At 61.8% G+C, this 25,161-nt stretch carries 29 protein-coding genes; 8 read left to right on the top strand and 21 right to left on the bottom strand.

Annotation, left to right across the window (positions count from 1 at the left end; genetic code table 11):
- Positions 1-45: 45 nt before the first annotated feature.
- Positions 46-909, top strand: a complete 864-nt coding sequence (locus tag L4923_RS06310) for a DMT family transporter (RefSeq protein WP_239362858.1) — start codon at positions 46-48, stop codon at positions 907-909.
- An 84-nt stretch (positions 910-993) separates the two neighbouring features.
- On the opposite strand, the gene clpB is transcribed toward L4923_RS06310, so the two are convergent.
- The 7 genes from clpB to L4923_RS06275 all read right to left on the bottom strand — a co-directional run bounded on the left by clpB (position 994) and on the right by L4923_RS06275 (position 11,192).
- Positions 994-3,600 carry an ATP-dependent chaperone ClpB gene (gene clpB / locus L4923_RS06305; protein ID WP_239362856.1) on the bottom strand — a complete coding sequence of 869 codons (2,607 nt, stop codon included), beginning with the start codon at positions 3,598-3,600 and terminating at the stop codon, positions 994-996.
- Positions 3,601-3,843: 243 nt separating this feature from the next.
- Positions 3,844-4,713: a DUF4167 domain-containing protein gene (locus L4923_RS06300; protein ID WP_239362854.1), complete on the bottom strand. Its 870-nt coding sequence runs from the start codon at positions 4,711-4,713 to the stop codon at positions 3,844-3,846.
- Positions 4,714-5,010: 297 nt separating this feature from the next.
- A complete protein-coding gene (prmC, locus tag L4923_RS06295) occupies positions 5,011-5,883 on the bottom strand; it encodes a peptide chain release factor N(5)-glutamine methyltransferase (RefSeq protein ID WP_239362852.1) in 873 nt (290 codons plus the stop codon).
- Positions 5,884-5,887: 4 nt separating this feature from the next.
- On the bottom strand, positions 5,888-6,964 hold the full coding sequence (prfA, locus tag L4923_RS06290; protein ID WP_239362851.1) for a peptide chain release factor 1: 1,077 nt from the start codon (positions 6,962-6,964) through the stop codon (positions 5,888-5,890).
- Between the two features lie 17 nt (positions 6,965-6,981).
- Positions 6,982-9,252 (bottom strand): phosphoenolpyruvate--protein phosphotransferase, encoded by a 2,271-nt coding sequence (ptsP, locus tag L4923_RS06285; protein ID WP_239362850.1) that lies wholly within the window; start codon positions 9,250-9,252, stop codon positions 6,982-6,984.
- 77 nt (positions 9,253-9,329) lie between these two features.
- Entirely contained in the window at positions 9,330-10,604 is a 1,275-nt protein-coding gene (locus L4923_RS06280) for an aspartate kinase (protein WP_239362849.1), read from the bottom strand.
- 198 nt (positions 10,605-10,802) lie between these two features.
- Positions 10,803-11,192, bottom strand: coding sequence for a VOC family protein (locus L4923_RS06275; RefSeq protein WP_239362848.1), 390 nt, complete (start codon positions 11,190-11,192; stop codon positions 10,803-10,805).
- A gap of 104 nt (positions 11,193-11,296) precedes the next feature.
- Here L4923_RS06275 and L4923_RS06270 point away from each other — a divergent pair, with 104 nt between their 5' ends.
- The 3 genes from L4923_RS06270 to ubiG all read left to right on the top strand — a co-directional run bounded on the left by L4923_RS06270 (position 11,297) and on the right by ubiG (position 12,904).
- Positions 11,297-11,644, top strand: a complete 348-nt coding sequence (locus tag L4923_RS06270) for an ArsR/SmtB family transcription factor (protein WP_239362847.1) — start codon at positions 11,297-11,299, stop codon at positions 11,642-11,644.
- A complete protein-coding gene (locus L4923_RS06265) occupies positions 11,616-12,026 on the top strand; it encodes an SRPBCC family protein (RefSeq protein ID WP_239362846.1) in 411 nt (136 codons plus the stop codon). The genes L4923_RS06270 and L4923_RS06265 overlap by 29 nt, the downstream gene beginning before the upstream one ends.
- A gap of 131 nt (positions 12,027-12,157) precedes the next feature.
- Positions 12,158-12,904, top strand: coding sequence for a bifunctional 2-polyprenyl-6-hydroxyphenol methylase/3-demethylubiquinol 3-O-methyltransferase UbiG (ubiG, locus tag L4923_RS06260; RefSeq protein ID WP_239362845.1), 747 nt, complete (start codon positions 12,158-12,160; stop codon positions 12,902-12,904).
- Positions 12,905-12,954: 50 nt separating this feature from the next.
- Here the strand turns inward: ubiG and L4923_RS06255 are convergent, their stop codons facing one another.
- Positions 12,955-13,464 (bottom strand): flavin reductase family protein, encoded by a 510-nt coding sequence (locus tag L4923_RS06255; RefSeq protein ID WP_239362843.1) that lies wholly within the window; start codon positions 13,462-13,464, stop codon positions 12,955-12,957.
- An 8-nt stretch (positions 13,465-13,472) separates the two neighbouring features.
- A complete protein-coding gene (locus L4923_RS06250; protein WP_239362841.1) occupies positions 13,473-14,594 on the bottom strand; it encodes an LLM class flavin-dependent oxidoreductase in 1,122 nt (373 codons plus the stop codon).
- Between the two features lie 107 nt (positions 14,595-14,701).
- Between L4923_RS06250 and L4923_RS06245 the strand changes: the two genes are divergently transcribed.
- Positions 14,702-15,286 (top strand): winged helix DNA-binding protein, encoded by a 585-nt coding sequence (locus L4923_RS06245; RefSeq protein ID WP_239362839.1) that lies wholly within the window; start codon positions 14,702-14,704, stop codon positions 15,284-15,286.
- A gap of 5 nt (positions 15,287-15,291) precedes the next feature.
- On the opposite strand, the gene L4923_RS06240 is transcribed toward L4923_RS06245, so the two are convergent.
- Both L4923_RS06240 and L4923_RS06235 read right to left on the bottom strand, forming a co-directional pair.
- The gene (locus tag L4923_RS06240) at positions 15,292-16,182 is read right to left on the bottom strand and encodes a DMT family transporter (protein WP_239362890.1); all 891 of its coding nucleotides are present in this window, start codon (positions 16,180-16,182) and stop codon (positions 15,292-15,294) included.
- Between the two features lie 60 nt (positions 16,183-16,242).
- Positions 16,243-16,812, bottom strand: a complete 570-nt coding sequence (locus L4923_RS06235) for an NADPH-dependent FMN reductase (RefSeq protein ID WP_275448269.1) — start codon at positions 16,810-16,812, stop codon at positions 16,243-16,245.
- 90 nt (positions 16,813-16,902) lie between these two features.
- Between L4923_RS06235 and L4923_RS06230 the strand changes: the two genes are divergently transcribed.
- Positions 16,903-17,397, top strand: a complete 495-nt coding sequence (locus L4923_RS06230) for a MarR family winged helix-turn-helix transcriptional regulator (RefSeq protein WP_239362836.1) — start codon at positions 16,903-16,905, stop codon at positions 17,395-17,397.
- A 126-nt stretch (positions 17,398-17,523) separates the two neighbouring features.
- Here L4923_RS06230 and L4923_RS06225 read toward each other — a convergent pair whose 3' ends face one another.
- The 4 genes from L4923_RS06225 to L4923_RS06210 are packed head-to-tail and all read right to left on the bottom strand — an operon-like array spanning position 17,524 to position 19,942.
- Positions 17,524-17,949 (bottom strand): DUF1178 family protein, encoded by a 426-nt coding sequence (locus tag L4923_RS06225; RefSeq protein WP_239362835.1) that lies wholly within the window; start codon positions 17,947-17,949, stop codon positions 17,524-17,526.
- Positions 17,946-18,812 carry a carbon-nitrogen hydrolase family protein gene (locus L4923_RS06220; protein ID WP_239362834.1) on the bottom strand — a complete coding sequence of 289 codons (867 nt, stop codon included), beginning with the start codon at positions 18,810-18,812 and terminating at the stop codon, positions 17,946-17,948. Before L4923_RS06220 ends, L4923_RS06225 begins: the two co-directional genes overlap by 4 nt.
- 33 nt (positions 18,813-18,845) lie before the next feature.
- Positions 18,846-19,115, bottom strand: a complete 270-nt coding sequence (gene grxC, locus L4923_RS06215) for a glutaredoxin 3 (protein WP_239362833.1) — start codon at positions 19,113-19,115, stop codon at positions 18,846-18,848.
- Between the two features lie 41 nt (positions 19,116-19,156).
- Complete coding sequence (locus tag L4923_RS06210) at positions 19,157-19,942, bottom strand: ComF family protein (RefSeq protein ID WP_425530904.1); 786 nt, start codon at positions 19,940-19,942, stop codon at positions 19,157-19,159.
- A gap of 47 nt (positions 19,943-19,989) precedes the next feature.
- On the opposite strand from L4923_RS06210, the gene L4923_RS06205 reads away from it, so the two are divergent.
- On the top strand, positions 19,990-20,862 hold the full coding sequence (locus L4923_RS06205; RefSeq protein ID WP_239362831.1) for a methyltransferase domain-containing protein: 873 nt from the start codon (positions 19,990-19,992) through the stop codon (positions 20,860-20,862).
- 34 nt (positions 20,863-20,896) lie between these two features.
- Here L4923_RS06205 and L4923_RS06200 read toward each other — a convergent pair whose 3' ends face one another.
- The 6 genes from L4923_RS06200 to L4923_RS06175 form a co-directional block, all read right to left on the bottom strand.
- Positions 20,897-21,076, bottom strand: coding sequence for a Flp family type IVb pilin (locus L4923_RS06200; RefSeq protein WP_239362829.1), 180 nt, complete (start codon positions 21,074-21,076; stop codon positions 20,897-20,899).
- 93 nt (positions 21,077-21,169) lie between these two features.
- Positions 21,170-21,481, bottom strand: coding sequence for a hypothetical protein (locus L4923_RS06195; RefSeq protein WP_239362826.1), 312 nt, complete (start codon positions 21,479-21,481; stop codon positions 21,170-21,172).
- Between the two features lie 87 nt (positions 21,482-21,568).
- The gene (locus L4923_RS06190; RefSeq protein WP_239362824.1) at positions 21,569-21,991 is read right to left on the bottom strand and encodes a (deoxy)nucleoside triphosphate pyrophosphohydrolase; all 423 of its coding nucleotides are present in this window, start codon (positions 21,989-21,991) and stop codon (positions 21,569-21,571) included.
- Positions 21,988-22,785: a GNAT family N-acetyltransferase gene (locus tag L4923_RS06185; protein ID WP_239362823.1), complete on the bottom strand. Its 798-nt coding sequence runs from the start codon at positions 22,783-22,785 to the stop codon at positions 21,988-21,990. Before L4923_RS06185 ends, L4923_RS06190 begins: the two co-directional genes overlap by 4 nt.
- Positions 22,766-24,007: a bifunctional glutamate N-acetyltransferase/amino-acid acetyltransferase ArgJ gene (gene argJ / locus L4923_RS06180; RefSeq protein ID WP_239362822.1), complete on the bottom strand. Its 1,242-nt coding sequence runs from the start codon at positions 24,005-24,007 to the stop codon at positions 22,766-22,768. Before argJ ends, L4923_RS06185 begins: the two co-directional genes overlap by 20 nt.
- Before the next feature lie 98 nt (positions 24,008-24,105).
- Entirely contained in the window at positions 24,106-24,363 is a 258-nt protein-coding gene (locus tag L4923_RS06175) for a putative antibiotic biosynthesis monooxygenase (RefSeq protein WP_239362821.1), read from the bottom strand.
- Positions 24,364-24,473: 110 nt separating this feature from the next.
- Here L4923_RS06175 and L4923_RS06170 point away from each other — a divergent pair, with 110 nt between their 5' ends.
- Positions 24,474-25,067 (top strand): TetR/AcrR family transcriptional regulator, encoded by a 594-nt coding sequence (locus L4923_RS06170; RefSeq protein WP_275448268.1) that lies wholly within the window; start codon positions 24,474-24,476, stop codon positions 25,065-25,067.
- Positions 25,068-25,161 lie beyond the last annotated feature (94 nt).

Below are 25,161 nucleotides of genomic sequence, written 5' to 3'. Positions count from 1 at the left end.
CAATTCGCGCCGATAACGGGTCCACCGATCGCCGGGAGTGTGCGCGTGGACAAGACGACGAGTGGATGGTTCAACGGTTTTCTGGGAGTGCTCATCTTCAGCGGCTCACTGCCGGCAACCCGGGTGGCCGTGATGGATTTCAGCCCGGTGTTCCTGACGGTCACACGCGCCGCGCTCGCCGGCCTGCTCGGGCTCGCCTTGCTGACGATCTTTCGCGAGAAACGCCCGAACCGCGACGATCTGGTTTCGCTTGTCGTCGTAGCGCTCGGCGTGGTGGTCGGCTTCCCGCTTTTGACCGCGCTGGCGCTCGAGCATGTCACCTCGGCGCATTCCATCGTCTTCATCGGCCTGTTGCCGCTGGCAACTGCGATCTTCGGCGTGCTGCGCGGTGGCGAGCGACCTCGGCCGGCCTTCTGGCTGTTTTCATGCCTCGGCAGCGCGCTTGTAGCCGGATTTGCCTTATCGCAGGGCCTATCCGCCTCGCCGGCCGGCGACGCACTGATGCTGGCCGCCATCATCGTCTGCGGATTGGGTTACGCTGAGGGTGCGAAGCTCTCGCGACGGCTGGGTGGATGGCAGGTGATCTGCTGGGCGCTTGTGATTTCGCTGCCGGTGATGCTGGCGTTGACCTTTGTCACCTTTCCGGCCTCTCTTGCGGGTGTCGGCATACCTGCCTGGGTCGGCCTCGCCTATGTTTCGCTGTTCAGCATGCTGATCGGCTTCGTGTTCTGGTATCGCGGACTGGCGCAGGGTGGCATCGCAGCAGTCGGTCAGTTGCAACTCCTGCAACCTTTCTTCGGTCTCGCGCTAGCGGCCACCTTGCTGCACGAGCAGGTCAGCGCTGCCATGCTGGTCGTCACGCTCGGCGTGGTGATGTGCGTTGCTGGGGCAAAACGGTTTGCGAAATAGGCCCGTTATCCCGATACAAAAAAGCGCACCTCTTCACCGGAAGAGGTGCGCCTTGTCTGAAAACGGCGGTTCAACGACCTGCCGTTAAGCGGCCTGCTCGGCCACCACAGTCGGCTTCGAACGGAAGTTCAGCCTGTCGGAACCGGCGGTGACCTTGACGGTCGAACCATCCAGGATCTCGCCCATCAGGATCTTTTCCGCCAACGGATCCTGCAGCTCCTTCTGCATCACCCGCTTCAGCGGCCGCGCGCCATAGGCCGGGTCGTAGCCCTTGTCCGCCAGCCACTCGACCGCCTCCTTGTCGAGGTCGAGCGTGATCTTGCGATCGACCAGCAGCTTCTCCAGACGCTTGAGCTGGATCTCGACGATCTGGCCCATATCCTTGCGACGCAACCGGTGGAACAGGATCACCTCGTCGACGCGGTTGAGGAATTCCGGCCGGAACGAGGCCTTTACCACCGCCATCACTTCGTCGCGCACGGCATCGACATCCTGATCTTCGCCGAGACCGACCAGATATTCCGCGCCGAGATTCGACGTCATGATGATCAGCGTGTTGCGGAAGTCGACCGTGCGGCCCTGCCCGTCAGTCAGCCGGCCATCATCGAGCACCTGCAGCAGCACGTTGAACACATCCGGATGCGCCTTTTCGATCTCGTCGAACAGCACGACCTGGTAGGGCCGGCGTCGCACGGCTTCGGTCAAGGCGCCACCTTCCTCATAGCCGACATAGCCGGGAGGCGCGCCAATGAGACGGGCAACCGAGTGCTTCTCCATGAACTCGGACATGTCGATGCGCACCATCGCGCTCTCGTCATCGAACAGGAACGAGGCGAGCGCCTTGGTGAGTTCGGTCTTGCCGACGCCGGTCGGCCCGAGGAACATGAACGAGCCGATCGGCCGGTTCGGATCCTGCAGGCCGGCACGGGCGCGCCGTACTGCCTTCGACACGGCCTGCACCGCTTCGCCCTGACCGACGACACGCTTGGCGATCTCGTCTTCCATGCGAAGCAGCTTCTCGCGCTCGCCTTCCAGCATCTTGTCAACCGGAATGCCCGTCCAGCGGGAAACGATCTGGGCGACGTGGTCTGGAGTAACCACTTCCTCGACCATGCCGCCGCCCTGTCCATCGCGCGCCTCGGCTTCGGCGAGTTGCTTTTCCAGTTCAGGAATCTTGCCATAGGCAAGCTCGCCGGCGCGCTGGAATTCACCCTTGCGCTGTGCGATCGCCAGTTCGTTGCGGGCTTCGTCGAGATCCTTCTTCAAATCAGCTGCCAATCCGAGCTTCTGCTTCTCGGCCTGCCACTTCGCGGTCAAGGCATCGGACTCTTCCTCGAGCCCGGTCAGCTCCTTTTCGAGCCGAACCAATCGATCCTTGGAAGCTTCATCTTTCTCAACCTTCAGCGCTTCGCGCTCGATCTTCAGCTGCATGATGCGGCGGTCGATCTCATCCAGCGCTTCCGGCTTGGAATCGACCTGCATCCTGAGGCGCGAAGCCGCTTCGTCGACCAGGTCGATCGCCTTGTCGGGGAGGAAACGGTCGGCGATGTAGCGATTGCTGAGCGACGCAGCCGAGACCAACGCTGAGTCCGAAATCCGCACCTTATGGTGCTGTTCGTACTTCTCCTTCAGGCCGCGCAGGATCGAGATCGTATCCTCGACCGTCGGCTCTTCGACAAAGACTGGCTGGAAACGACGCGCAAGAGCGGCGTCCTTCTCGATATATTTGCGGTACTCGTCGAGTGTGGTTGCACCGACGCAGTGCAATTCGCCGCGCGCCAGCGCGGGCTTCAGCAGGTTCGACGCATCCATCGCGCCGTCCGCCTTGCCGGCGCCGACCAGCGTGTGCATCTCGTCGATGAACAGGATGATGCCACCGGCCGCCGAGGTGACTTCGTTCAAGACGGCCTTCAGCCGTTCCTCGAACTCGCCGCGATATTTCGCTCCGGCAATCAGCGCGCCCATATCGAGCGCCATCAACTGCTTGTCCTTCAGGCTTTCCGGCACGTCGCCATTGACGATGCGCAGCGCCAGGCCCTCGGCGATCGCCGTCTTGCCGACGCCCGGCTCACCGATCAGCACCGGATTGTTCTTGGTGCGACGCGACAACACCTGGATGGTGCGCCGAATCTCGTCGTCACGTCCAATGACAGGATCGAGTTTGCCGGCACGAGCATCCGCGGTCAGATCGCGCGCGTATTTCTTCAATGCATCATAGCCCTGCTCAGCGGATGCAGAATCGGCAGTCCGGCCCTTGCGGATATCGTTGATCGTCGCATTGAGCGCCTGCGCCGTCACACCTGCCTTCGACAGAATATCGGCGGTCTTGGCCGACTTCTCCATGGCGAGTGCCTGCAGCAGGCGCTCCACCGTGACGAAGCTGTCGCCAGCCTTCTTGGCCAGATCCTCGGCGGTCGAGAAAACTTTCGCCAGTGGCTGCGCCAGATAAAGCTGGCCATTGCCGCCTTCGACCTTGGGTTGGGCGTTGAGTGCTGCGTCGACAGCGACTTCCACATCGCGCGGACGACCGCCTGCTCGCTCGATCAAGGAAGCGGCGAACCCCTCGTCGTCATCGATTAGCGCTTTCAGGATATGTTCTGGAGTGAACTGCTGGTGATTGCGGTTCAGCGCATATTGCTGTGCGGACTGGATAAATCCGCGCACGCGCTCGGAATATTTCTCAAGATTCATCATCGTCTCCTTCCGTCACCGGCCCGCTTTGCGGCACCGGATCAGCTTTGGTGACGGGCCCGCTCCTCTGAGCCGAGCCCTGTTCAGCCGTGATATGGGACGTAAGCCCTTGTCTCTCAAGACGCCTTGATACCGATCAAGGCAGATATTTTATCCGGTGCCATCCGGCGGGGACTATAGCTCAGCCAAACAAAAACGGCGGAGATTTCTCTCCGCCGCTCATGATCTCAAAGAAGTCTCTGCTCAACTCTCGGCGTTGGCCGTTTCCGTCTTGTCCGCAGGTGCAGCGGCCTCGGCCTTTGGCTTGCGCGGCCGCCGAGTGGTTTTCCGCGGTGCAGCCTCTGTCTCTGCTTCACGCGCTTCAGCATGAGCAGCGAGCTGCGCCGGATTGAAGCTCTCGAACTGCGGCGCGGCCGGTTCGGCGACAACCGGAGCAGCCGGCTCCTCCGCGACGACCGCCGGGGCTGCTTCAGCCTGGGCTGCTGCCTGCGGCTGCGTTTCTTCGCGCCTGTTGCCGTTTTCGCCACGCGGGCCACGGTCACCACGCTGTCCATTCTGCCCGAAGCCATTGTTATGGCGGCGATCACGGTGATGGCGATTGCCATTGTCCCGGTTGTTGTCGCGATAGCCGCCTTCGCGGGCGTTATTTTCGCGGGCACCCTCGGAATTCAGGGCAACCTCGGCGGGCGTGCCTTCGATTACCGGCTGCGGGCCGGAACCGTTGCCGGTCGACTGCTGGCCTTCGCCTGCATTCGCGCCACCCTCGAACTCCTCGCGCTCTTCGTCGAGATCGTCATCGAAATCGTCACGATTCTGCTGAAAGTTCTGGATCGGCATTTGCGCCTGGGCGGCGGCAATGATGCGGTTGTAGTGTTCAGCGTGCTGGAGATAATTCTCAGCCATCACCCGGTCGCCGGAACTCATCGCATCACGGGCGAGAGTCGCATATTTCTCGGCAATCTGCTGAGCGGAGCCGCGGATCTTCACATCCGGACCGTTGCTCTCGTAGTTGCGGTTGAGCGGGTTCGGCCCTTTGCGGTTGTTGTTATTATTGTTGTTGCCGCCGCCATTGTTGCGACCGCGCATGCGTCTATTCTGCTGTTGTGGCCTCATCAGGGTCTCTTCGCTTCAAAACTTGAAAATATTCGCGTACGGCGGCGCTCATGCAGCCTGCCGTTTCGCTGTTTCACCGGTGCTCGCCCGCATGGATTGCGTTGGCGCCACGTGTCATCCTGTTCCGGTTACGTCACTTGCCAGATGATTCCCGCACGAAGCTTGGGCGTCGTTTCGCAAGAAGGCAGCTATTTCAAAGGAAACCGAATCGCTAAGAGCACTGCCTGCTTCGTCTCATCCGGTAAATCGACCCTAGCTGCATTCCTTAGCCTTGCCAAGCGGTTTTTCGCCGCACCTTCAAGCTTTTCCGCCGCCTGTGAACATCAGGACGCGATCGTTTCCGGTAAGATCGCGCAACGCTGTTTTCATGAGGAATCCTGCACCCAGGAAAATATCGGTCACCTCTGCCTTCTGGCTGCTTCCGATCTCAACGGCGACAAAACCGCCGGTTTCCAGATGCCTGGCGCTTTCCCTGGCGATTGTTCGATAGGCGTCAAGGCCATCGGCACCGCCGTCCAGCGCCCGCAACGGATCGAAATTGCGCACCTCCTTCTGCAGCGTTTCGATCTCCGCGCTGCGTATATAGGGAGGGTTCGAGACGATTGCATCAAATTGCCCTGAAATTCCTTCGAACCAGTTGGACCTGAGGGCTTTGAAACGCTCCGAGAGGCCGAGACCGCGTGCATTGCGGGCGGCCGTATCCAGAGCATCCTCAGAAATATCCACCCCCAGGGCACTTGCCCGGGGGACTGCTGCCAGCAGCGCCAGTGCAATCGCGCCGGTGCCCGTGCCAAGGTCCAGAATGCTGCATGTCCCCTTGCGTTCACCAATCTCGGCCAGCAATGGCACCATCGCGTCGACCAATGTCTCCGTGTCCGGACGCGGCTCGAGAGTTTCGGCCGAAAGGCTGAACCGCAGGCCATGGAATTCGCGATAGCCAAGGATGCGATGCACGGGTTCGCCTGAAATCCGACGGCTCAGCGCGGCATCGACCGCCGTCAGCATATCGGCGTCGATGAGGCGATCGGGATCAGTAATCGCTTCGGATCGCGTGGTACCGGTTATGTCCTCGACCAGAAGCCTCGCGTCGAATGCGGCACCCTCTATGCCGGCATCCGACAGTCGCCTGCGTGCCAAATGCAAGAGTTCTGCGAGGGTCGTGCCTTTCACGGCCTCAATTTTCCTTCATCTCCGCCAGGAGCTTCGACTGGTGGTCGGCAATCAGTGCGTCGACCACGTCGTCCAGTTCGCCTTCCATCACCCGGTCGAGCTTGTAGAGCGTGAGGTTGATGCGATGATCGGTAAGACGTCCCTGCGGGAAATTGTAGGTGCGGATACGCTCCGAACGATCGCCCGAACCAACCTGCGACTTGCGCGACTCGGAACGCTCCTCGTCGGCGCGGCTGCGCTCGAGGTCGTAGAGGCGCGCGCGCAGGATCTGCATGGCACGTGCCCTGTTCTGGTGCTGCGATTTTTCGGCCTGCACCACCATGATGCCGGTGGGCAAGTGCGTGATGCGCACGGCCGAATCGGTGGTGTTGACGTGCTGGCCACCCGAACCGGATGCACGCATGGTGTCGATGCGGATGTCCTCCGCCTTGATTTCGATATCGACCTCCTCGGCTTCCGGCAGCACAGCCACCGTCGCCGCCGAGGTGTGAATGCGCCCTTGCGCTTCAGTAGCAGGCACGCGCTGCACCCGATGTACGCCGGATTCGAACTTCAGATGCGCGAACACGCCCCTTCCCGAAACCGATGCGATGATTTCCTTAAAGCCGCCGACCTCCCCGTCACTGGCCGAAACGACCTCGAACCGCCAGCCCTTGGAAGCAGCATAGCGCTCATACATGCGAAACAGGTCGCCCGCGAACAGGGCGGCTTCATCGCCGCCGGTGCCGGCGCGGATTTCCAGGATCGCGTTGCGCTCGTCGGCAGCGTCCTTGGGCAGCAGCAGGATCTGGATTTCCTGCTGCAGCGCCTCGATGCGGCTTTCCACTGTCGGCAGATCCGCTTCGGCCAGCGCCCGCATCTCCGCGTCGGTGCCCTTGTCACCGAGCATCACCTCCAGATCTTCCTGCTCGCGTTCGGCGGTGCGCAACGCCCGGATCTTGGCGACCAGTTCCTGCATGTCGGCATACTCGGCCGCCATCTTCACATAGGCGTCAGGTGCAGGTCCGGCCGCCATCTGCGCTTCGAGCATGTCGAAACGCTTGACGACTTGGTCCATGCGGTCACGGGGCAGATTGATCATGTGGTATCAAAGGCTTCTTACAAAGGAATACCGCGGTCGTCCGCGAAAGCCTGCAGCAACGCGCGGATCGGCATGCCGGTGGCAGGCTGATTGAGGTTGTCGGCGAAGAAGGCTTCCAGTTCCTCCAGCGGCAGCTCGGTCAGCATCGCCTTGACCGGGCCGATCGCCGCCGGCGACATCGAGATGGAGCGGAAGCCGACGCCGATCAGGGCCATGGCCGAAATCGGCTTGCCGGCAAGCTCGCCACAGAGCGTCACCGGCGTATCGTTGCGGTGGCCGGCATCGGCGATCTGTTTCAAAACGCGCAGGAACGGTATCGAGACAGGGTCGAAGCGATCAGCCAACTGCGTGTTGCCGCGGTCGACCGCCATCACGAACTGGAACAGGTCGTTGGAGCCGACCGAGACGAAGTCGACAGCCTTCATGAGCTCATCAAGCTGGAACAGCAGCGAGGGCACTTCCAGCATCGCGCCGACCTTCAGGCTGGTCGGCAGATGGTGAGCGAAGCGTGACAGGTGTCTCACCTCACGTTCGATGATCTCGCGCGCCTGCGCGATCTCGCCGAGCTCCGTCACCATAGGCAACATCAGCTTCAATTCGCGGCCGCCGGCGGCCTTGAGCAGCGCACGGATCTGCGTTCTGAGCAAACCTGGCCGATCCAGCGTCAAACGTATTGCACGCCAACCCAGCGCGGGGTTCTCTTCCTGCGTGGCATTCTTGAAATAGGGCAGCACCTTGTCGCCGCCGATGTCGATGGTGCGGAAGGTAACCGGCTTGCCGCGCGCCGCCTCCAGCACGTCGCGATAAAGCTTCTCTTGCGCTTCGGCGCGCGGGAAAGTGGCTGCCACCATGAACTGCAGCTCGGTGCGGAACAGGCCGATCCCGGCGGCGCCCGATTCGACCAGCTGCGGCAGGTCAACGGCCAGGCCGGCGTTCATCAAGAGGTCCACCTGTACACCATCCCGGGTGACCGACGGCTTCTTGCGCAGCTCGCGGTAGAGTTCCTGGCGGCGGGCGCGGAAGCGCACCTTTTCGGCGTAGGCAGCCTCGAGATCCTGCTGGGGTCGCAGATGGATGGCGCCTTCATCGCCGTCGACGATGATGGCATCGCCGTTTTCCGACATCGACACGGCGCCTTTGACCTGGCCGGCAACCGGGATGCCCATGGCACGCGCCACGATGACGACATGGCTGGTGGCAGCGCCCTCTTCCAGCACCAGCCCCCGCATCTTGTCGCGCGGATAGTCGAGCAGTTCGGCGGCGCCCATGGAACGGGCGACGATGATGGCATCTTTCGGCAGCGAGGCGGCGACATCTTCCGGCCCGCGCCCCATCAACTGGCGCAGCAGGCGGTTGGCCAGATCGTCGAAGTCGCTCATCCGCTCGCGCAGATACGGATCTGTCATGTGGATCATGCGCGCGCGCATGTCCGACTGCACCTTCTCCACTGCTGCTTCCGCCGTCAGACCGTTGCGGATCGCCTCTTCCAGACGGCGGACCCAACCCCGGTCATTGGCGAACATGCGGTAGGCTTCCAGCACCTCGCGGTGCTCTCCTTCGAAAGCGACGTCCCGCCGCTCCAGCATGTCGTCGATGGAAAGCCTGAGCGAGCCGAGTGATTCCTCCAGCCGGCGGATTTCTTCTTCGCTGTCTTCATTGAACAGATTGGTGACGACGATGCGCGGCTCATGCAACACGACATGACCAAGGCCGACGCCCTCGTTGAAGGACACGCCGGTGAAGGAAACCGGCCGGCTGAGATCGAGCTCCATGCCGGGCCGCGACAGCCGGGCAAGGTCGCCGGTCGCGACCATCTCGGCGATCACCATGGCGGTGGTTTCCAGCGCCTCGACCTCATCCTCGCGATAGACGCGCTTGGTGCGATTCTGCACGACCAGGACACCGAGCGTGCGACCAGCCCTCAGCACCGGCACGCCCAGGAAGGCGTGATAGATCTCTTCGCCGGTTTCCGGCAGATAGGCGAAGGCAGGATGTTCCTGCGCGTTGGAGAGATTGAGCGGGCGCGCACTTGCGGCGATCGTACCGACCAGGCCCTGGCCGAGGCGCAGTTGCGCCAGGTGCACCGCGTTCTTGTTGAGACCTTCGGTGGCATAGAGTTCGAGCACGGAGTCGGCGCGCAGGACGTAGAGCGAGCAGACTTCCGCCACCATGTTGGAAGCAATGTCGCGCACGATACGGTCGAGCCGATCCTGCGGCTCCAGCGGCTCCTGCATGAGCTCGCGGAGCCGTTTCAACAAAACGCGCGGGCCGACAGCCGTCTCACGCATCGCGGCTTCTCCAAAGGCGATGGGACCGGTGCGGTTCCCAGCGCACCGGCCCGACGCAAAAAACCGACTCGGGTCTCTTACTGCTTATCGAGACCGTAGACGGAATGCAAAGTGCGAACAGCCAGTTCCGTATAAGGACCGTCGATCAGGATCGAAATCTTGATCTCGGACGTGGTGATCGCGCGAATATTGATGCTTTTTTCGGCAAGTGCCCGGAAAGCGGTCGCCGCGACGCCGGCATGACTCCTCATGCCGATGCCGATGACGGAGACCTTCGACATGCCTTCATCGTGCTGAAGAGCATCGAAGCCCACGGTCTGCTTGACCTTCTCCAGCACGGCCAGGGCTTTTGCGACGTCGCCCGACGGCACCGTGAAGGTCATGTCGGTCGACTTGCCGTCTTCCGAGATGTTCTGGACGATCATGTCGACATTGATGTTGGCTTCGGCCAGCGGGCCGAAAATGCCGCCGGCCACACCCGGCCGATCGGCGACGCGGCGCAGCGAAATCTGCGCTTCGTCCTTGGCGTAGGCAATTCCGGTGACGACCTGCTGTTCCACGATTTCATCCTCGTCGCAAATGAGCGTTCCAGGCGGATTGAGCAAATCCCCCATGCCGGGCGCATCGGGATCGTCGAAGGACGATCGCACGAAGGTGCGCACCTTGTGTACCATGGCAAGCTCCACCGAGCGTACCTGAAGGACCTTGGAGCCGAGCGAAGCCATTTCCAGCATTTCCTCGAAGGAGATGCGGTCCAGCCGCTTGGCCTTGGGTTCGATGCGCGGGTCGGTGGTGTAGACGCCGTCGACATCGGTATAGATATCGCAGCGATCTGCCTTCACGGCTGCCGCAATCGCCACCGCGCTGGTATCGGAGCCGCCGCGGCCAAGCGTCGAAATACGGTTGTCCGGGGCGATACCCTGGAATCCGGCAATCACCGCGACCTGACCTTCCTTGAAGCGCTGGACCAGGAACGAACCGTCGATGTCGGTGATGCGTGCCGCACCATGCGCGCCATCGGTCTTGATCGGGATCTGCCAGCCCTGCCAGGACCGTGCGTTGATGCCCATCGACTGCAACGCGATCGCCAGCAGGCCGGACGTGACCTGCTCGCCGGAGGCCACGATGGCATCATACTCGCGCGCGTCGAAAAACGGGCTGTTCGCGCCCGTCGCCTTCGGCATGCCCTGAACCCAGCCGACGAGCTCGTTGGTCTTGCCCGACATCGCCGAAACGACGACAGCCACCTCATGACCTGCCTCGACCTCACGTTTGACGTGACGCGCCACATTGTGGATGCGGTCGAGGTCGGCGACGGAGGTCCCGCCGAACTTCATCACGATGCGCGCCATGGAAGCGGAAAGCCTTTGAATGCAGGCCTATCGGCCAGGGATGGACAGGAAAGCCCCGGCTGGCCGGGACGCAAAAATGCGCGGCTTCCTTAGCCAAAACACAAGGCCTCCGCAAGGCGCACGCGCCCGATGTGGCAGCGTGGCGCAAGTCTCTTGCGCTCTGGCTTGCTTGCCTCGCCTCGAAAGCATCCCCCTGGGCTAGTTCTTCAGTGGGCTGCCGATCGCCCAGCTATGCCCGAACGGATCGCGCAGCTGACCATAGCGACTACCCCAGAACACATTGTCCAGCGGCATCGTCACGGTGGCGCCGGCATCGACCGCGCGCGACCACCACCTGTCCGCATCATCGACTTCGAGATGAACCGTGACGCCATGCGGCTTGTCCGTCGACATGCCGAATTCCGGGAAAAGATCCCACATCATGACATCAGCGCCGTTGATGCGGATATGTGCATGCATCAACCGCTTGCCGTCCTCGGCATCCTTGCGGCTTACCTCCTCAGCGCCAAAGGCGCTCTTATAGAATTCGATGGCCTTCTTGGCGCCATCGATGGTCAGACAGGGGATCACTCCATTCAAGGCGGTCATTTCCTCGTTCTCCTGTGGTTTGTCCCCCGCCATTCAGGACCTTGACGGGCACCCTACCTCCGACGCAGATTTAAATTCAAGTAAATACTTGAATGGATCTGTCGATGGTGAGAACCTCAACCCAAGGCGACGTCTTTGCCGCCATTGCCGACCCGACACGACGGCGCCTCCTTGAGCGCATCGGAAATCGCGAGCGTTCCGTCGCTGAGCTGACCGCAGAAGTCGGCGCAACCGTCGCAAATGTCTCGTTGCACCTTCAGGTGCTGAGCCGGGCCGGCCTCGTGCAGCGGCGTCCCGTCGGGCGTCAACGCCTCTATCGGCTGAATCCCACCCCGCTGATCATCGTCGCCGACTGGACCGCAAAACTGTCGGCTTTCTGGACCGAAAAGCTCGACGGTCTCGTTGAATTGGCAGAGAAGCTCGATGCTGAAACCGATCGATCTGACATTTGAACGCGACATTCGCGCATCGCTTGCAACGGTATGGGCCTGCCTGACCGAGCCGAAGCTGATCGAGCAATGGTTCTTCGCCATCGATTTTCGGCCCGTCGTCGGCCACCGCTTCCGCATCACCGGCGAAGCCGCTGCCGGCTGGCGCGGCTGGACCGAGGTCGAAGTGCTGGAGATCTCCCCTCCGCACCGCATGGTCTGGTCATTCGATTGTACGGATCAGGCACCTGCGGGGCACGTCGTTTTCGGCTTGTCAGAACACGCCGGCATCGTCCGTCTCGTGCTGACGCATGGGGGGCTGGCCCCTGAGCCGACACTGCATCTGCTTGATGCCGGCTGGAGGGAATACACGGGAAATTTGCAGGTGCTTGCCGAAGCGCCCTGAACAGGCGGGCACTTTGGAAAACAAGGGCTTCGGGGTGCGATACGGCCACCTCGCGCTGACACATGTCGAAAACGCGCCTTGACATTCACCCTTCTTCTGCCGACTTCCTTCTCCCCGAAGGAGACAAAGCCATGCCAGAGCCCCGACGGTCGACCATCGACGCCGGAGAAGTCGAGCGCTTTTCGGCCCTTGCCGCCGAATGGTGGAACCCCAATGGAAAATTCCGTCCGCTGCACAAGTTCAATCCCGTGCGGCTGGCCTATATCCGCGACCAGATCGCGGCCCGCTTTGGCCGCGATGCCCGCGCGGCAAAACCCTTCGAGGGCCTTCGCATCCTCGATATCGGCTGCGGCGGTGGACTGCTGTGCGAGCCGATGGCGCGCCTGGGCGCCGAAGTGGTCGGGGCCGATGCTTCCACGACCAACATCGAAGTGGCGAAGCTGCATGCGAACGAGGCGGGTGTGGCTGTCGATTACCGCGCTACCACAGCCGAAGACCTCGCCGACGCTGGCGAGAAGTTCGATGTCGTGCTCAACATGGAAGTGGTCGAGCACGTCGCCGACATCGACCTGTTCGTGGGCAAGTGCGGCGAGATGGTGAAGCCGGGCGGCATCATGTTCGTCGCCACCATCAACCGCACCCTCAAGGCGCTCGGACTTGCCATCATCGGCGCCGAATATGTGTTGCGCTGGCTGCCGCGCGGCACGCACAAATTCGGCAAGTTGGTGCGGCCGGAAGAGCTGGAGCGGGCATTGAGCGGCGCCGGCCTGGCGATAACCGACCGTTCCGGCGTCATCTACAATCCGCTCGCCGATCGCTGGCAGCGTTCCAAGGATATGGACGTCAACTACATGGTGCTTGCAGAAAAAGCGGCCTGACGAACAAGTGGCCGGAGCCGGCCGGTCCGGCCGCCTGGTTGGCGTGTTCGCTACATCTCGGTTTGAAGCGGCCGATATGCGCCGCGCCAATAGATCAGCGCCTCGCCGGCATCTTGGGCACGCACGGCTTCCACGGAGCCGATGACGATCGAATGCGTGCCGCGGTCAATCATTTCGTCGAGGCTGCAGTCGAACGACGCCACGGCATCCACCAGAACCGAGGCGCCGGTTTTCATCGTCATCCATTCCGCCTCGGCATAACGATCATTGCCTTTTACGCCGCCGAAGCCGGAGAAGCGTTCGGCGATTTTCTGATGCCGCGGGCCAAGCGAATTGACGGCGAAATGGCGATGCCGTTCGATCACCGACCAGGTCGAGGACGAGCGGTTCACACAGGCGATGACCTTGGGCGGTTCAGCCGATAGGGAAACCACGGAGATCACGACAAGACCGGATCGGTCCTCGCCGACCCCTGCGGTGATGACGCTGACATTGCCGACGATAAGCCGCATGGCCGAGCGGAAAGTGGCCGCGTCAACGGGTGGCGTTGATACTTTCATGGCCGTCCTCACGCTGCGGAGCGCGCCGCGCCAGGCGCCATACGGATGCCACGCTGTTCGAGGATCGGAAGCACGGTGTCGCGGAAATAGGGGAACTCCTCCGCGTAGTCGACGAACGACAGGGTCGTGCCGCGGAAGCCGGCCTCGTGCAAGGCTGTGATGCCGTCGGCGACCTGTTCGGGGGTGCCTGTCAGGGGAAAACCGCCGTGTCCTGCCGCCATACGGTCACGGATAAGCGCGAGAAGATCATGCGGAAACGACTGCGCATGCGCAAATTGCAGGCGCACCAGATTGTCGACTGCAGCCCAGTCGGCATTGATGCGGCCGAAATGCTCCAGATAGTCCTTTGCTTCTTTTTCGCTCGGTCGGCACACGACATGCGAGAAGGTTAGCACGTCCACTTTGCGACCGGCTTCGAGAGCCTGCCCTTTGAGGGCCTGGATCTCGTCCTTCGACCGCTCGAGGTCAATCGCCGGCGTGAACAGGAAGTTGGCATTGCGGACCGCGAAGCGTCGCCCTTCTTCCGAACCGGCGGCATTGAGGATCGGCAGTTCCGACGATGGCCGCGGGTCGCCGAGCACATTCTTCAGCTTGAAGTAGGTCCCATCCCAATCGAAGGCTTCGGTGCGGCTCCACAGGGCCTGGACGATATCGAACCATTCCTGCGCATAGCCGTAGCGCGTGACGTGGTCGTCAGGCAGCGTCAACCCCAGCGCCTCATATTCCGGCTTGTTCCACCCGGCGACGATGTTGAGGCCGATGCGGCCTGCGCCGATCTGATCGATGGTTGCGAGTTGCTTGGCCACGACCACCGGATGATTTGCCGTCGTGTGCGTCGTTGCAAAGAGAGTGATGTTGCGCGTCAGCGCCAGCAAACCCGTCGCCCAGGTGATCGTCTCCAGCACGCTGCCATGGAAGTTGGTTGCGCCACCGTAACCGATCCAGCGCGCGATCGGCAGCATGAAGTCGATGCCGGCGTCGTCGAGAAGCCGCGCGAGCCGCAGGTTGTTGTCCCAGGAATTGACCCATCGCTCCGGCAGCTTGGTGACGGTCATGCCGCCGGAGCAGTTGGAAGCGAAAGTGCCAAGGAAGAAGGGTTGGGCGGCTGGGCCGCCGTTGAGCATGCTCATCTCTATGTCCTCGCCATTTGTTATATTTTATAATAGAAAGTCTATCATAAAACGACATGGACGCAAGCCGCCTCGCTGGTGCATGGTCGCAGCGTGAGGAGGCATGGATGAAAGCCAAGAAGACATCGAACCAGCAGAGGGATCTGCTCGACCGGGGCTGGCACCTGGCGCGGACGCCGCTCGAGATCGACGTCGCGGAAATCGAATACGCGCTCATGCGTTCCTATGAGGCTTTCGGCCGCTGGCAAGCGGAATGCCTGGCGACGGTGATCGAATTCTCGGCAAGCGGTCCTGAGAACGCGCTGCTGCATATCATCCGTATGAACGACCGGCCGAAGAGCATCCGGGACCTCGCGCAGATGACCAACCGCGACGACATTCCGAACATTCAGTACAGTTTGCGCAAGCTGGTGAAGGCCGATCTCGTCAAGCGACAAGGCAGCGGTCGCGCCGGGGTAACCTATGAGGTCACCCCCCTGGGACACCGCGTGACGGAGCGTTATGCCGACATCCGTTCAGCGCTGCTGATCGATGCGGTGACACGCGTGCCGGACCTCGCCGACAGGCTGGAGGACGCGGCACGCACGCTGGAATTGATGACAGGCATCTACGAGCAATCCGCCCGCGCAGCGGCAACCCACCGCAGGCGCCACCCGCAGCCGGAAGTGATCGGTGTGCGCGAGGAGGGCTAAGCAGATCAAGCCGCCTGCCGCTGCGCCTTGGTCGTGATGAAAACGCCGGCGACGATGATGGCTGCGCCCGCCCAGGTCAGCAGCTGATAGTGCTCGCCGAGAAACAATGTCCCCGAGACCAGCGCGATGGCTGCGCCGACATAGCCGATCTGGCTGAGATAGACCGGACCGCCAACGGCCTGGAGGCGGAAGTAGAAGGCGAACATCGCCGCTCCTGTGACCACTTGGGCCAATACCAGCCAGGGCACGTTGAGCAGCGTACCGAACGAACCGGCTTGGCCAGAGAAGAGAAGCCCGCCAAACAACATCGCTGCTGCCGCAAGATGGCTGCCGACGGCAAGTTCTATGGCATCGGTACCTGTCGGCCAGTCGATGGTTCGATAGATGTTGCCGGCGGCGAGGAAGACCGGGATCAGCAGCCCAATGAGCACCCAGAAAAGATCGGCTGGCTGGCCTGCTTCGCCTCTGGTCAAAGCAACCATCAGCGCCCCTGCGAAGCCGACCACGATGCCGATCACGCCGAGCAGATTGGGACGACGCACGCCGAAGAGGATCGACAGGGTGAGCGTGACCACTGGCGAAAGCGTGAACATGATGCCGGTGTAGCCCGCGCCGAGGTGGGGAATCGCCGAAAAGATCAGGAAGTTCGGGATGGCGAAGGAGATCGCTGCCGCGATGATGTAGTAACGCAGCTTGTGCCCTGTCATCACCACACGGTGGTGCCGGTAGAACAGCACCAGCAGAAGTACGCCGCCGATGCCGAACGAGGTCATGAACGCCCACAGCATCGCCGGCACGGCATCGGCGGTCGCCAGCTTGCCGAGGGGAAGCGTCAGGCCCAGCAAGGTGCCGGTGATCAAAAGCAGGCCGAAGGCCGAGTCCCAGACCGATCTCATCGAAGTGCCCGCGCGGTTCTGTTCAGTTAGCGTTGTCATGGTGAGGACCCCTTTGGAGGCTCAGGCTACCCGCCGCTCTTCAGCCTGCGGGGCCTGACGCTGGATGAATGTTTCGAAGGCTTTGGCGAAGGTCGCAAGGAACACGCGTGCGCGCTCATCGACCAGAGTGCCGTCCACATCGAACAGAGCGCCGGTGTTGCCGATATAGGCTTCGGGCTGGCCAAGCACCGTCATGTCGAGCGAAGCGAGAGATTGCCTGAGGTGGTGGTTGGCACCGAAGCCGCCAAGCGCACCGAGCGACGTCGAAATGATTGCCGCGGGCTTGCCGCCCAGCGCGCCCTGCCCTTGCGGCCGAGCGCAGATATCGATGGCGTTCTTCAGGACGCCAGGCACCGACCGCACATATTCGGCAGTGACAAAAAGCACCGCATCGGCCGAAGACACACGATGGCGCAACACCTGCCAATCGACGGGCGGGTTCGCTTCCAGATCTTCGTTGAAGAAAGACACCGCACCGATATCGATGAAATCGAGCGAAAGCGTCGGCGCGAGTTCCGCCACTGCCTTCGCCACCTTACGACTGAAAGATTCCTGGCGAAGGCTGCCGACGAGGACGGCGACTTTGATCATTCTCATCTCCTGCCACTTGGCGATTGCCGGTCGATGGCATATCATTTAATAGAAAGAATCTTAGTGTCAAGATACTTTATGGTGAGATAGATGGACCGTGCAGCAAATGCGGTGGCGCAATGGCAGAAGGAGAGGCCGGATCTGGACGTCCGCCCCATGGCAGTGTTTGGACGTCTTAGCTATGCCGCCTTTGTCGTGGCTCGGGACAAGCTGAACCCCCTATTCGCCCAGTTCGGCCTGCAGCACGGTGAGTTCGATGTCCTGGCGACCTTGCGACGCTCAGGCGCACCCTTCGCTTTGACGCCGACAGCACTCTATGAAGCGACAATGGTGACCTCGGGCGCCATGACCAACCGATTGGACCGGCTGGAAAAGGCAGGGCTGATTGCCCGTGAGCCACACCCGCAGGACCGCCGCGGCGTGATCGTTCAGTTGACCAAAAAAGGCCGCGACCTGATCGACGAAGCCGTGACCGCTCACGTCGCCAATGAGCATCAGGTTCTTTCGGCGCTCACGCGCGACGAGCAGGACCATTTGGCCACCCTGCTCGAAAAGTTGATCAAGGGGTTGGAAGCGAAGACTTGAATGCAGGCTTGGAGCGTTCCCCTTTTTCGCAGAAACGCGGAAACGCTCTAACTCTTTGTTTTTACGCAATTCCGGACGGAAAACCGTTACACGCTTTTCCTGGAATTGCTCTAACGCGCCCGCCGTTCAGTTGCGGTCGTCGGGGAAGGTCGGGATCGGCATGAATTCGACGCCGTCTTCAGCCAGGCTCTGAGCTTCCTCGAGCGTCGCTTCGCCGTAGATGCCGCGTTGATCGGCCTCGCCGAAATGGATCTTGCGGGCCTCCTCGGCGAACTTGTCGCCGACATAGTCCGAGTTTTCGCGCATCTTGTCGGCCAACGCCTTGAGCTGCGCCATCGCATGCCGCTGCTGCTCGCCCATGGCCAGCGCCATTTTTTCCTGCTTGCGGCTGGTCGAAACCGCAGGCGCCATCAGCGCCTTCTCGACCTTGTGCGAGCCACAAGTCGGGCACTCGACGAAGCCGCGTTTTTTCTGCTGGTCGAAATCGTCGTTGGAGCGGAACCAGCCTTCGAAATCGTGTTCCCGCTCGCACGTCAGTGAAAAGCGGATCAAGATGCAGCTCCTCGGAGCGAAACCGGCTCGGCTTCGAACCGGCGCAGCGAAAAGTCGCGCGCGTTCTTCAGATTGGGGATCTTGGCACGCGCGGCAGCCGATTGCGCCGGATCGATTTCCGCCACGATCACCGCCGGCTCATTGTGATCTGCCTCGGCCAGGATACGCCCCCACGGATCGATGATCAGCGAATGACCATAGGTCTCGCGGCCATCCTCGTGGAGACCGCCCTGCGCTGCGGCGACAACGAAAGCGCCGTTCTCGATGGCTCGCGCTCTCAGCAGCACGTGCCAGTGCGCTTCACCGGTCTGGCGGGTAAACGCGGCAGGCACCGACAACACGGCGGCGCCACCCAGCGCCTCGCTGCGGAAAAGTTGCGGGAACCGCAGGTCGTAGCAGATGGCAAAGCCGAGTTTCGTGCCGGCGAGGTCAACGACCCCGGCTTCGGTGCCGGGCTCGTAGGCCGAAGATTCCCGCCAGCTCTCGCCATTGTCGAGATCGACGTCGAACATATGGATCTTGTCGTAGGACGCGAGTGTCTCGCCATCCGGCGCGATCAGCAAAGCGCGGTTGGCCAGCTTGCCGTCGGCCCGCAGGATGGCCGTCGAGCCGATGTGGAAATAGATGCCGAGTTCGCGCGCCAGTTGCCGGGCCTTCGCGACGACAACATCCTTGTCCTCGCTGGTGAATATGGCCTGTTTGGCATCCTTGTCGCGTACCAGCGCGCCGGTCATTTCGGGTGTCTGTACATAGATGGCGCCTTGTGCGGCCGCCTCGCGCACGAGACGCTCCATGTCAGCGGCATTGCGCTCCGGGCTGGTCCCGGACCGCATCTGAATGGCGGCGGCCTTGAAAACACCCATCGTCTCGTCCTCGCTTTCGATAGTCCTGTGCGTTCAGCGAACCGCCGTGCCGGCGAGCAAAGAATCAAGCCGACCTGCGGCATCCAGCGCGTGCAGATCGTCGCAACCGCCGACGTGGACATCCCCAACGAAAATTTGCGGGAATGTGGCACGGCCATTGGCCCGCTGGATCATTTCCTGACGCAGTTCCGGAGAGAAGGAGGCATCGTGCTCTGTATAGGTCACGCCCTTCCGGTCGAGAAGGCGTTTGGCGGCGGCGCAATAGCCGCACATCATGCGTGTGTAGATCGTCACGTCGACCATGGGTCAACAATCCTGCCCAAAACCATAGCTTGTCATGAAACCTATATAGTCTCGGAGTCGTCGGCCTGAAAGTCCCCCGGCAACACGCGTGCGAAAGTGAGCACGTCGACCGCACCGGCGCCACTTCTTTTGAGCGTCTTCGCCACCGCTCGCACCGTAGCGCCAGTGGTATAGACGTCGTCGATCACGAGCACACGGCGGCCAGCGATCTCGATCTCGAGCTCCGGCGACACGCGAAAAGCAGCCCGCACATTGTCCTCGCGCTCGTGCCGTTGCAGCCCGACCTGCTTGCGCGTCATCTTCACACGCTGGACAGCCTGCGGCAGGAAACGCAGCCCGGCTTTGACGGCGAGCGCACGTCCGAGTTCAGCCGACTGGTTGAATTGACGGCGGAAAAACCGTCGCCAATGCAATGGTACGGGTACGATGATATCCGCCTCGTCCAGCAGTTCCGCGCCGGCGCGCGCCATCCAGCGCGCCATCCACGGTGCAAGATCGGTGCGGTCGTTATACTTCAGCGCCTGTACCATCTGCCTGGCCACGCCAGAGTAGACGGCCGCTGCGCGCGCTCTCTCAAAGGGTGGCGGATCGGCGATCGCCTCAGCCGACAAGAAACCGTCACCCATATCGTGGGTGAACGGCGTTCCCATGACGGGGCACCAGGGACGCTCCAGAAAGCGCAGCTTCGGCCAGCAATCACCACACAAAACGCCGGGTTGGGAGACCTGCCGACGACAGCCGGCACAGACCGGCGGAAACAATATCCGCGCCGGCCATTGCAACACCGTCTGGGCTAGCCCCTTGATATCAGCCATCGGATCGGCCACGTGATTGCCCGTCTCACGAACCAGCATAGCAGAAGCAGGACCCGTCTTTGCAGCCCTTGTTCGATACCGCCCTATGGTTGGCGAGGAAACGCCGCGCACTTGCCCGATCGGTCCAGGGTGCAGATTTCCTGGCCCAACGGGTCGCCGATGATTTGGCCGACCGGCTGGCAGCGGTAGAGCGCCGCTTCAGCCGTGCCGCGACCCTGTTCTGCCAGACCACGCATGCAGCCGAGATCCTCGCTTCCAGCAACAAAGTCGGTGAGATCTTTCGCGTCGAGGCTGACCCTGCATTTCTGGCCGATGGGGCGGGCATGATTGCGGAATCCGAGACTGTTCCGTTCGAACCTGGCAGCCTCGATCTCGTCGTATCGCTTCTGGCCCTGCAGTCGATGAACGACATTCCCGGCATGCTCGCCCAGATACGCCGTGCTCTGAAGCCGGACGGCCTCTTCCTCGGCGCCATGACCGGCGCAGGCACACTCGCAGAACTGCGCGAAAGCCTGCTTGCGGCTGAAACCGAACTTCACGGCGGAGCAAGTCCGCGCGTGATTCCCTTTGCCGATGTACGTGATGTCGGTGCACTGCTGCAGCGGGCCGGTCTCGCTTTGCCCGTCGCCGACGTCGACACCGTCACAGTTCGCTATGGGACGCCGTTCAGCCTCATGAGTGATCTCAAGGCGATGGGCGAAACCAACGCCTTGATCGACCGCAGCCGGCGCCCGATGAGCAGCGCGTTGCTCGCGCGCACCGCCGAAATCTATGCGGAGCGCTTTTCCGATGCCGACGGTCGCGTAAAAGCGAGTTTTTCGATCATCTGGCTTTCCGGCTGGGCGCCGGATGCGTCGCAACAAAAGCCGCTGAAACCTGGATCAGCCACTGTGTCGCTAGCAAAGATCCTGCAGGACCCGGGCAACCAATAAGCGCATCGCCTGGGAGGTCATCCGGGCCGTTGTCCTAGTTCTTGTTGAGCGCCTTGACGATTTCGCTGTTGTTATTGCTCCACAGCCAATCCAGCCTTTCGCCGGTCGCGCCGACGCCGGCGATGATGGCGACAGCAATCAAGGTGCCAAGCAGGCTGTATTCAATGGCTGTCGCGCCTGTCTTGTCCGTCAGGAATCTTGGCAGCAATGACATGTTCGCCTTCCCTCTCGGGGGGACCTTAACGCCGACTGATTTACAAAGGTTAACGCGGCAGCCTTAACGGCGCATGAATTCGGTGACGACGATTCAACACGAACCGGAGCGAGCACCGTTCTCGCGGATGATACACACGGCCTCCGGGCTCGGCTGCAAGACGCTGCGGCGTACCGTGTAGGTGGACGTCCGCCCGATAGACCCGGTGCTCATCATATCGAGCCCGGACTGCGGATCGGCGCTTGCGAAATGCTGCGAAAAATGACTGTCGAGATAGGAGGCGCTCAGAATGGAGAGCGCGATGGCTGCCGAACCGAAGAGCAGCGTAACCCTCAGCACGCCCATGCCGACAGCGCCCATCGAACGCCGAGGGTGGATATCCGCCCATTCCCGGTCAATGCTCACGCCCTTGCCCCAAGACGACACAGTTGCCGCAACCCGGAGCACTCTTTCATGAGTGGATTAAACCTCTGTTAACGCTAATTGTGGCGATCAGAGCAGGTCGATGAGGAAAGGGATAAGCGGGGCATCGGCCGGCGGCATCGGATAATCGCGCATCTGCTTCGGCCGCACCCATTTCAACGCCTGCGCCTCTTTTGGCTCCGGTGTACCCCAGAACCGGCGACAGACATAAAGCGGCATCAAAAGATGGAAATCGTCATAGCTGTGACTGGCGAAGGTCAGCGGAGCGAGGCAGGCTGTTTTGGTCTCGATGCCGAGCTCCTCGCGCAGCTCGCGCACGAGGCAATCTTCCGGCGTCTCGCCCGGCTCCACCTTGCCTCCCGGAAACTCCCACATGCCGGCAAGTTGTTTGCCTTCCGGCCGCTGTGCAATCAGCACGCGCCCGTCAGCATCGACCAGAGCGCAGGCGACGACCAGAAGCAGCCGCTTCGGCTTTGGCGGTTCAGAGGTCATAGGGAGGCCGGTTGCCGGTAATGGTAACGATAGACCTCCTCGAAACCGAGGCCATGATAGAGCGCCAATGCCGGCGCGTTGTCTGCCTCGACCTGCAGCCAGGCTTCGCGGGCGCCGCGCAGCCGCGCCCATTTCAAGGCCGACAACACCAGTTGTCGGCCGTAGCCCTGTCGGCGTACCGTCTTGTCCGTGGCAATTTCGAACAGGCCGGCGAGATCGCCGTCATGGACACAAATCAGCGTTGCCATTGGCTCGTCGCCCCGCTCGAGCGCGAATAAGCCAGCTTCCGGCTGGATCGCACCGATGATCTCCGACAAGCCGGGCCGCAACGAAGCATCGGCACCATGCACTTTCAACGTCGCGGAAACGAAGCGGCTGATATCTTTGAGCGGAATCTGATCGAGGACATCGTCGACCGGCGCCTTTGCAAGCGGCACGCGCATGACCAGCGACTCGCCGAAGCGCGACCAGCCCTCTGCATCGAGGTGGCGGGAAAGCGCCGCACCAGCCAGAGGCGAAATGCGGAAGGTCAACGGCCGTCCATAGGCTTCGAAACGACGGCCGGCTCGCGCGATGCGCTCGGCAAGCTGGTGGACATCGCCCGGATCGAGAGGGTTGATCGAATTCAGCCGCTTGGCAGGGTGGCCTGCCGTCAACCGCACCACCCAGGTGCCGTCATAGTGCACCGCCGCCGCCGGCCAGGCGCGAAAGCCCGCAGCCTCGTAGCGGCGCACCTTGGCCAGCACGGTGGCAGGATGTTGCGGGTTCAACAAATCAGCTCCGGTAATCGCCATTAATGGCGACATATTCCTTGGTGAGGTCGCAGGTCCACACGGTAGCCTTGCCTCGGCCGATGCCAATGTCGGCCCGGATGACTATGCTGTCACGCTTCATGTAGGCCGAAGTCGCTTCTTCCGAGTAGCCTGCATCGCGCTCCCCGTCGACAGCCAGACGATTGTCGCCAAACCAGATCGCCAACCGGTCTCGATCCGCCGGTTCGCCAGCCTTGCCCACGGCCATGACGACGCGACCCCAATTTGCGTCTTCGCCGGCTACGGCGGTCTTGACCAGCGGTGAATTGGCGATCGACAGCGCGATGCGCTTGGCCGAACGCGCCGACTTCGCACCGGTCACCGTGACCTCGATCTGCTTACGGGCGCCTTCGCCATCGCGCACGACCTGAATGGCGAGCGTCTTCAACATCTTGTTGAAAGCACGTCGGAAAGCACCGAGACGCGCATCCTTGGGGTCGGTAATCTCGGGGGCACCACGCTTGGCCGCGGCGCCGGTGGCAAACAGCAAAAGCGTATCGCTGGTAGAGGTATCACTATCCACCGTCACCGCATTGAAGGTCTTGGCTGTGCCCTTGGACAGCAAATCCTGCAATACCGGCGCAGCGATGGGAGCGTCAGTGGCGACGAAGGACAGCATCGTCGCCATATCCGGCGCGATCATGCCGGCCCCCTTGGCGATGCCATTCAGGGTCACATCGACGTCGCCCAGCTTGACCGTAGCCGTGATCACCTTCGGAAAGGTATCTGTGGTCATGATCGCCTTGGCGGCTTCGCTCCATTGGTCCGGGCGCGCGTCCTTGGCCATGCCGGCCAGCAGATGGCTGTATTTGCCGGGATCGAGCGGTTCACCGATCACTCCGGTCGAAGCCAGGAACACTTCCTCCACACTGCAGCCTACCGCCTTGGCGGCGGCGGCGGCAGTCATCGATGTCGTCTCGCGACCCCTCTTGCCGGTGAAGGCATTGGCATTTCCGGAATTCACAACCAGCACGCGGGCCTTTCCCTGGCCGAGGTTCTGCCGGCACAAGTCGACCGGAGCCGATGGGCATTTCGAGCGCGTGAAGACGCCGGCGACTGTTGTTCCCGCGTCGAACACCATGGTCAGGAGATCGGTGCGGTTCTTGTATTTGATACCTGCTTCGGCTGTCGCTATGCGCACCCCTTCGATCGCCGGCATTTTGGGATATTTCTTCGGGGCGAGCGGGGAAATCGTAGCGGACATGAAAGACCTCTGCAGTCCGGAAAACGGTAAGGCATGCACCGTTTGCCCGATAGCGCGAGGCTTCGCAAGGCGTTTTCTGACGCCCCACCCGTCCGCCGTCAGCGTGCCTGCGGGTTGATGAAACCCCGGAACGCCCACTGCACAGTAGGGATCACGCCCCAGATCATCGCCACCACCATGACCGGCGCGATCAGCAGCGTGCGCTGCCAGATCGACCATCCTTCTGTCAGCGGCGCCAGTGCATAAAGAATGGTCGTGATGAGCGGATAAACGCCCGCCAGCACCAGCAGTGCAAAGCGTGGCCGGGAAAATCGGGATGGGGTGGACACGGACGAAGCGCTTGCAACAGCAGGCATGGCTCTCTCCATTGGAACGATACGTTTCGTTGCATATATAGAACGGATCGTTTCGTTTCGTCAAGAGTCGGTGTAAGGTGCTCGGCAAAGTTTCGAGGAGCGTCAGTGCATTGACCGCAAGTGAAGGAAAGGCCCGCCGCTCGATCGGCGCCCGGCGCAATCCCGCCAGCGCCGAGGCCATCCTGGCTGCGGCCGAAGCCGTCCTCCAGGAGCAAGGTTACTCAGGCTTTTCCATCGAAGCTGTGGCGCGGCGCGCCCGCGCCGGCAAACCAACCATCTATCGGTGGTGGCCGAGCAAGGCCGCGCTCCTCATCGAAGTCTACCAGCGCCAGAAACGCGACATCGTTTATGCCGACACTGGCGATATCGAAAAGGATCTCTTCCTGTTCGCTCAGAGCCTGTTTGACCAATGGCGCAACACACCGGCCGGCACCATCTTCCGCTCGCTGGTCGCCGAGGCCCAGTTCGACGAGACAGCGGCCGAAGCGCTCGCGGATTACGCACATGGCCGCCGGGCCCATACGGGCAAGCTGGTCGAACGCGCCAAGACACGGGGCGAAGTGGCCGATGATGTCGATCCGAGCCAGGTGGCTGATCTGGTCTCGTCCTATGCCTGGGTCCATCTTCTGACTGGGCGGCTGGACGAAGACGCGGACAAGCTGCGCACCGCCATCCGCGCCATCGTTCGGGGAATAAAGGCCTAGAATTTCCTGCGCCTTCGGCTTCAAACCGCGGCGACCTGGCTGTTCGATGATACAAAAAAGCGGCGCTGTGTAGGCGCCGCTCTTTCGGTGACTT

It is taken from the genome of Terribium retamae (assembly GCF_022347545.1).
GTDB classification, from domain to species: domain Bacteria; phylum Pseudomonadota; class Alphaproteobacteria; order Rhizobiales; family Rhizobiaceae; genus Mesorhizobium; species Mesorhizobium retamae.
This window is presented reverse-complemented; position numbering and strand designations above follow the sequence as displayed.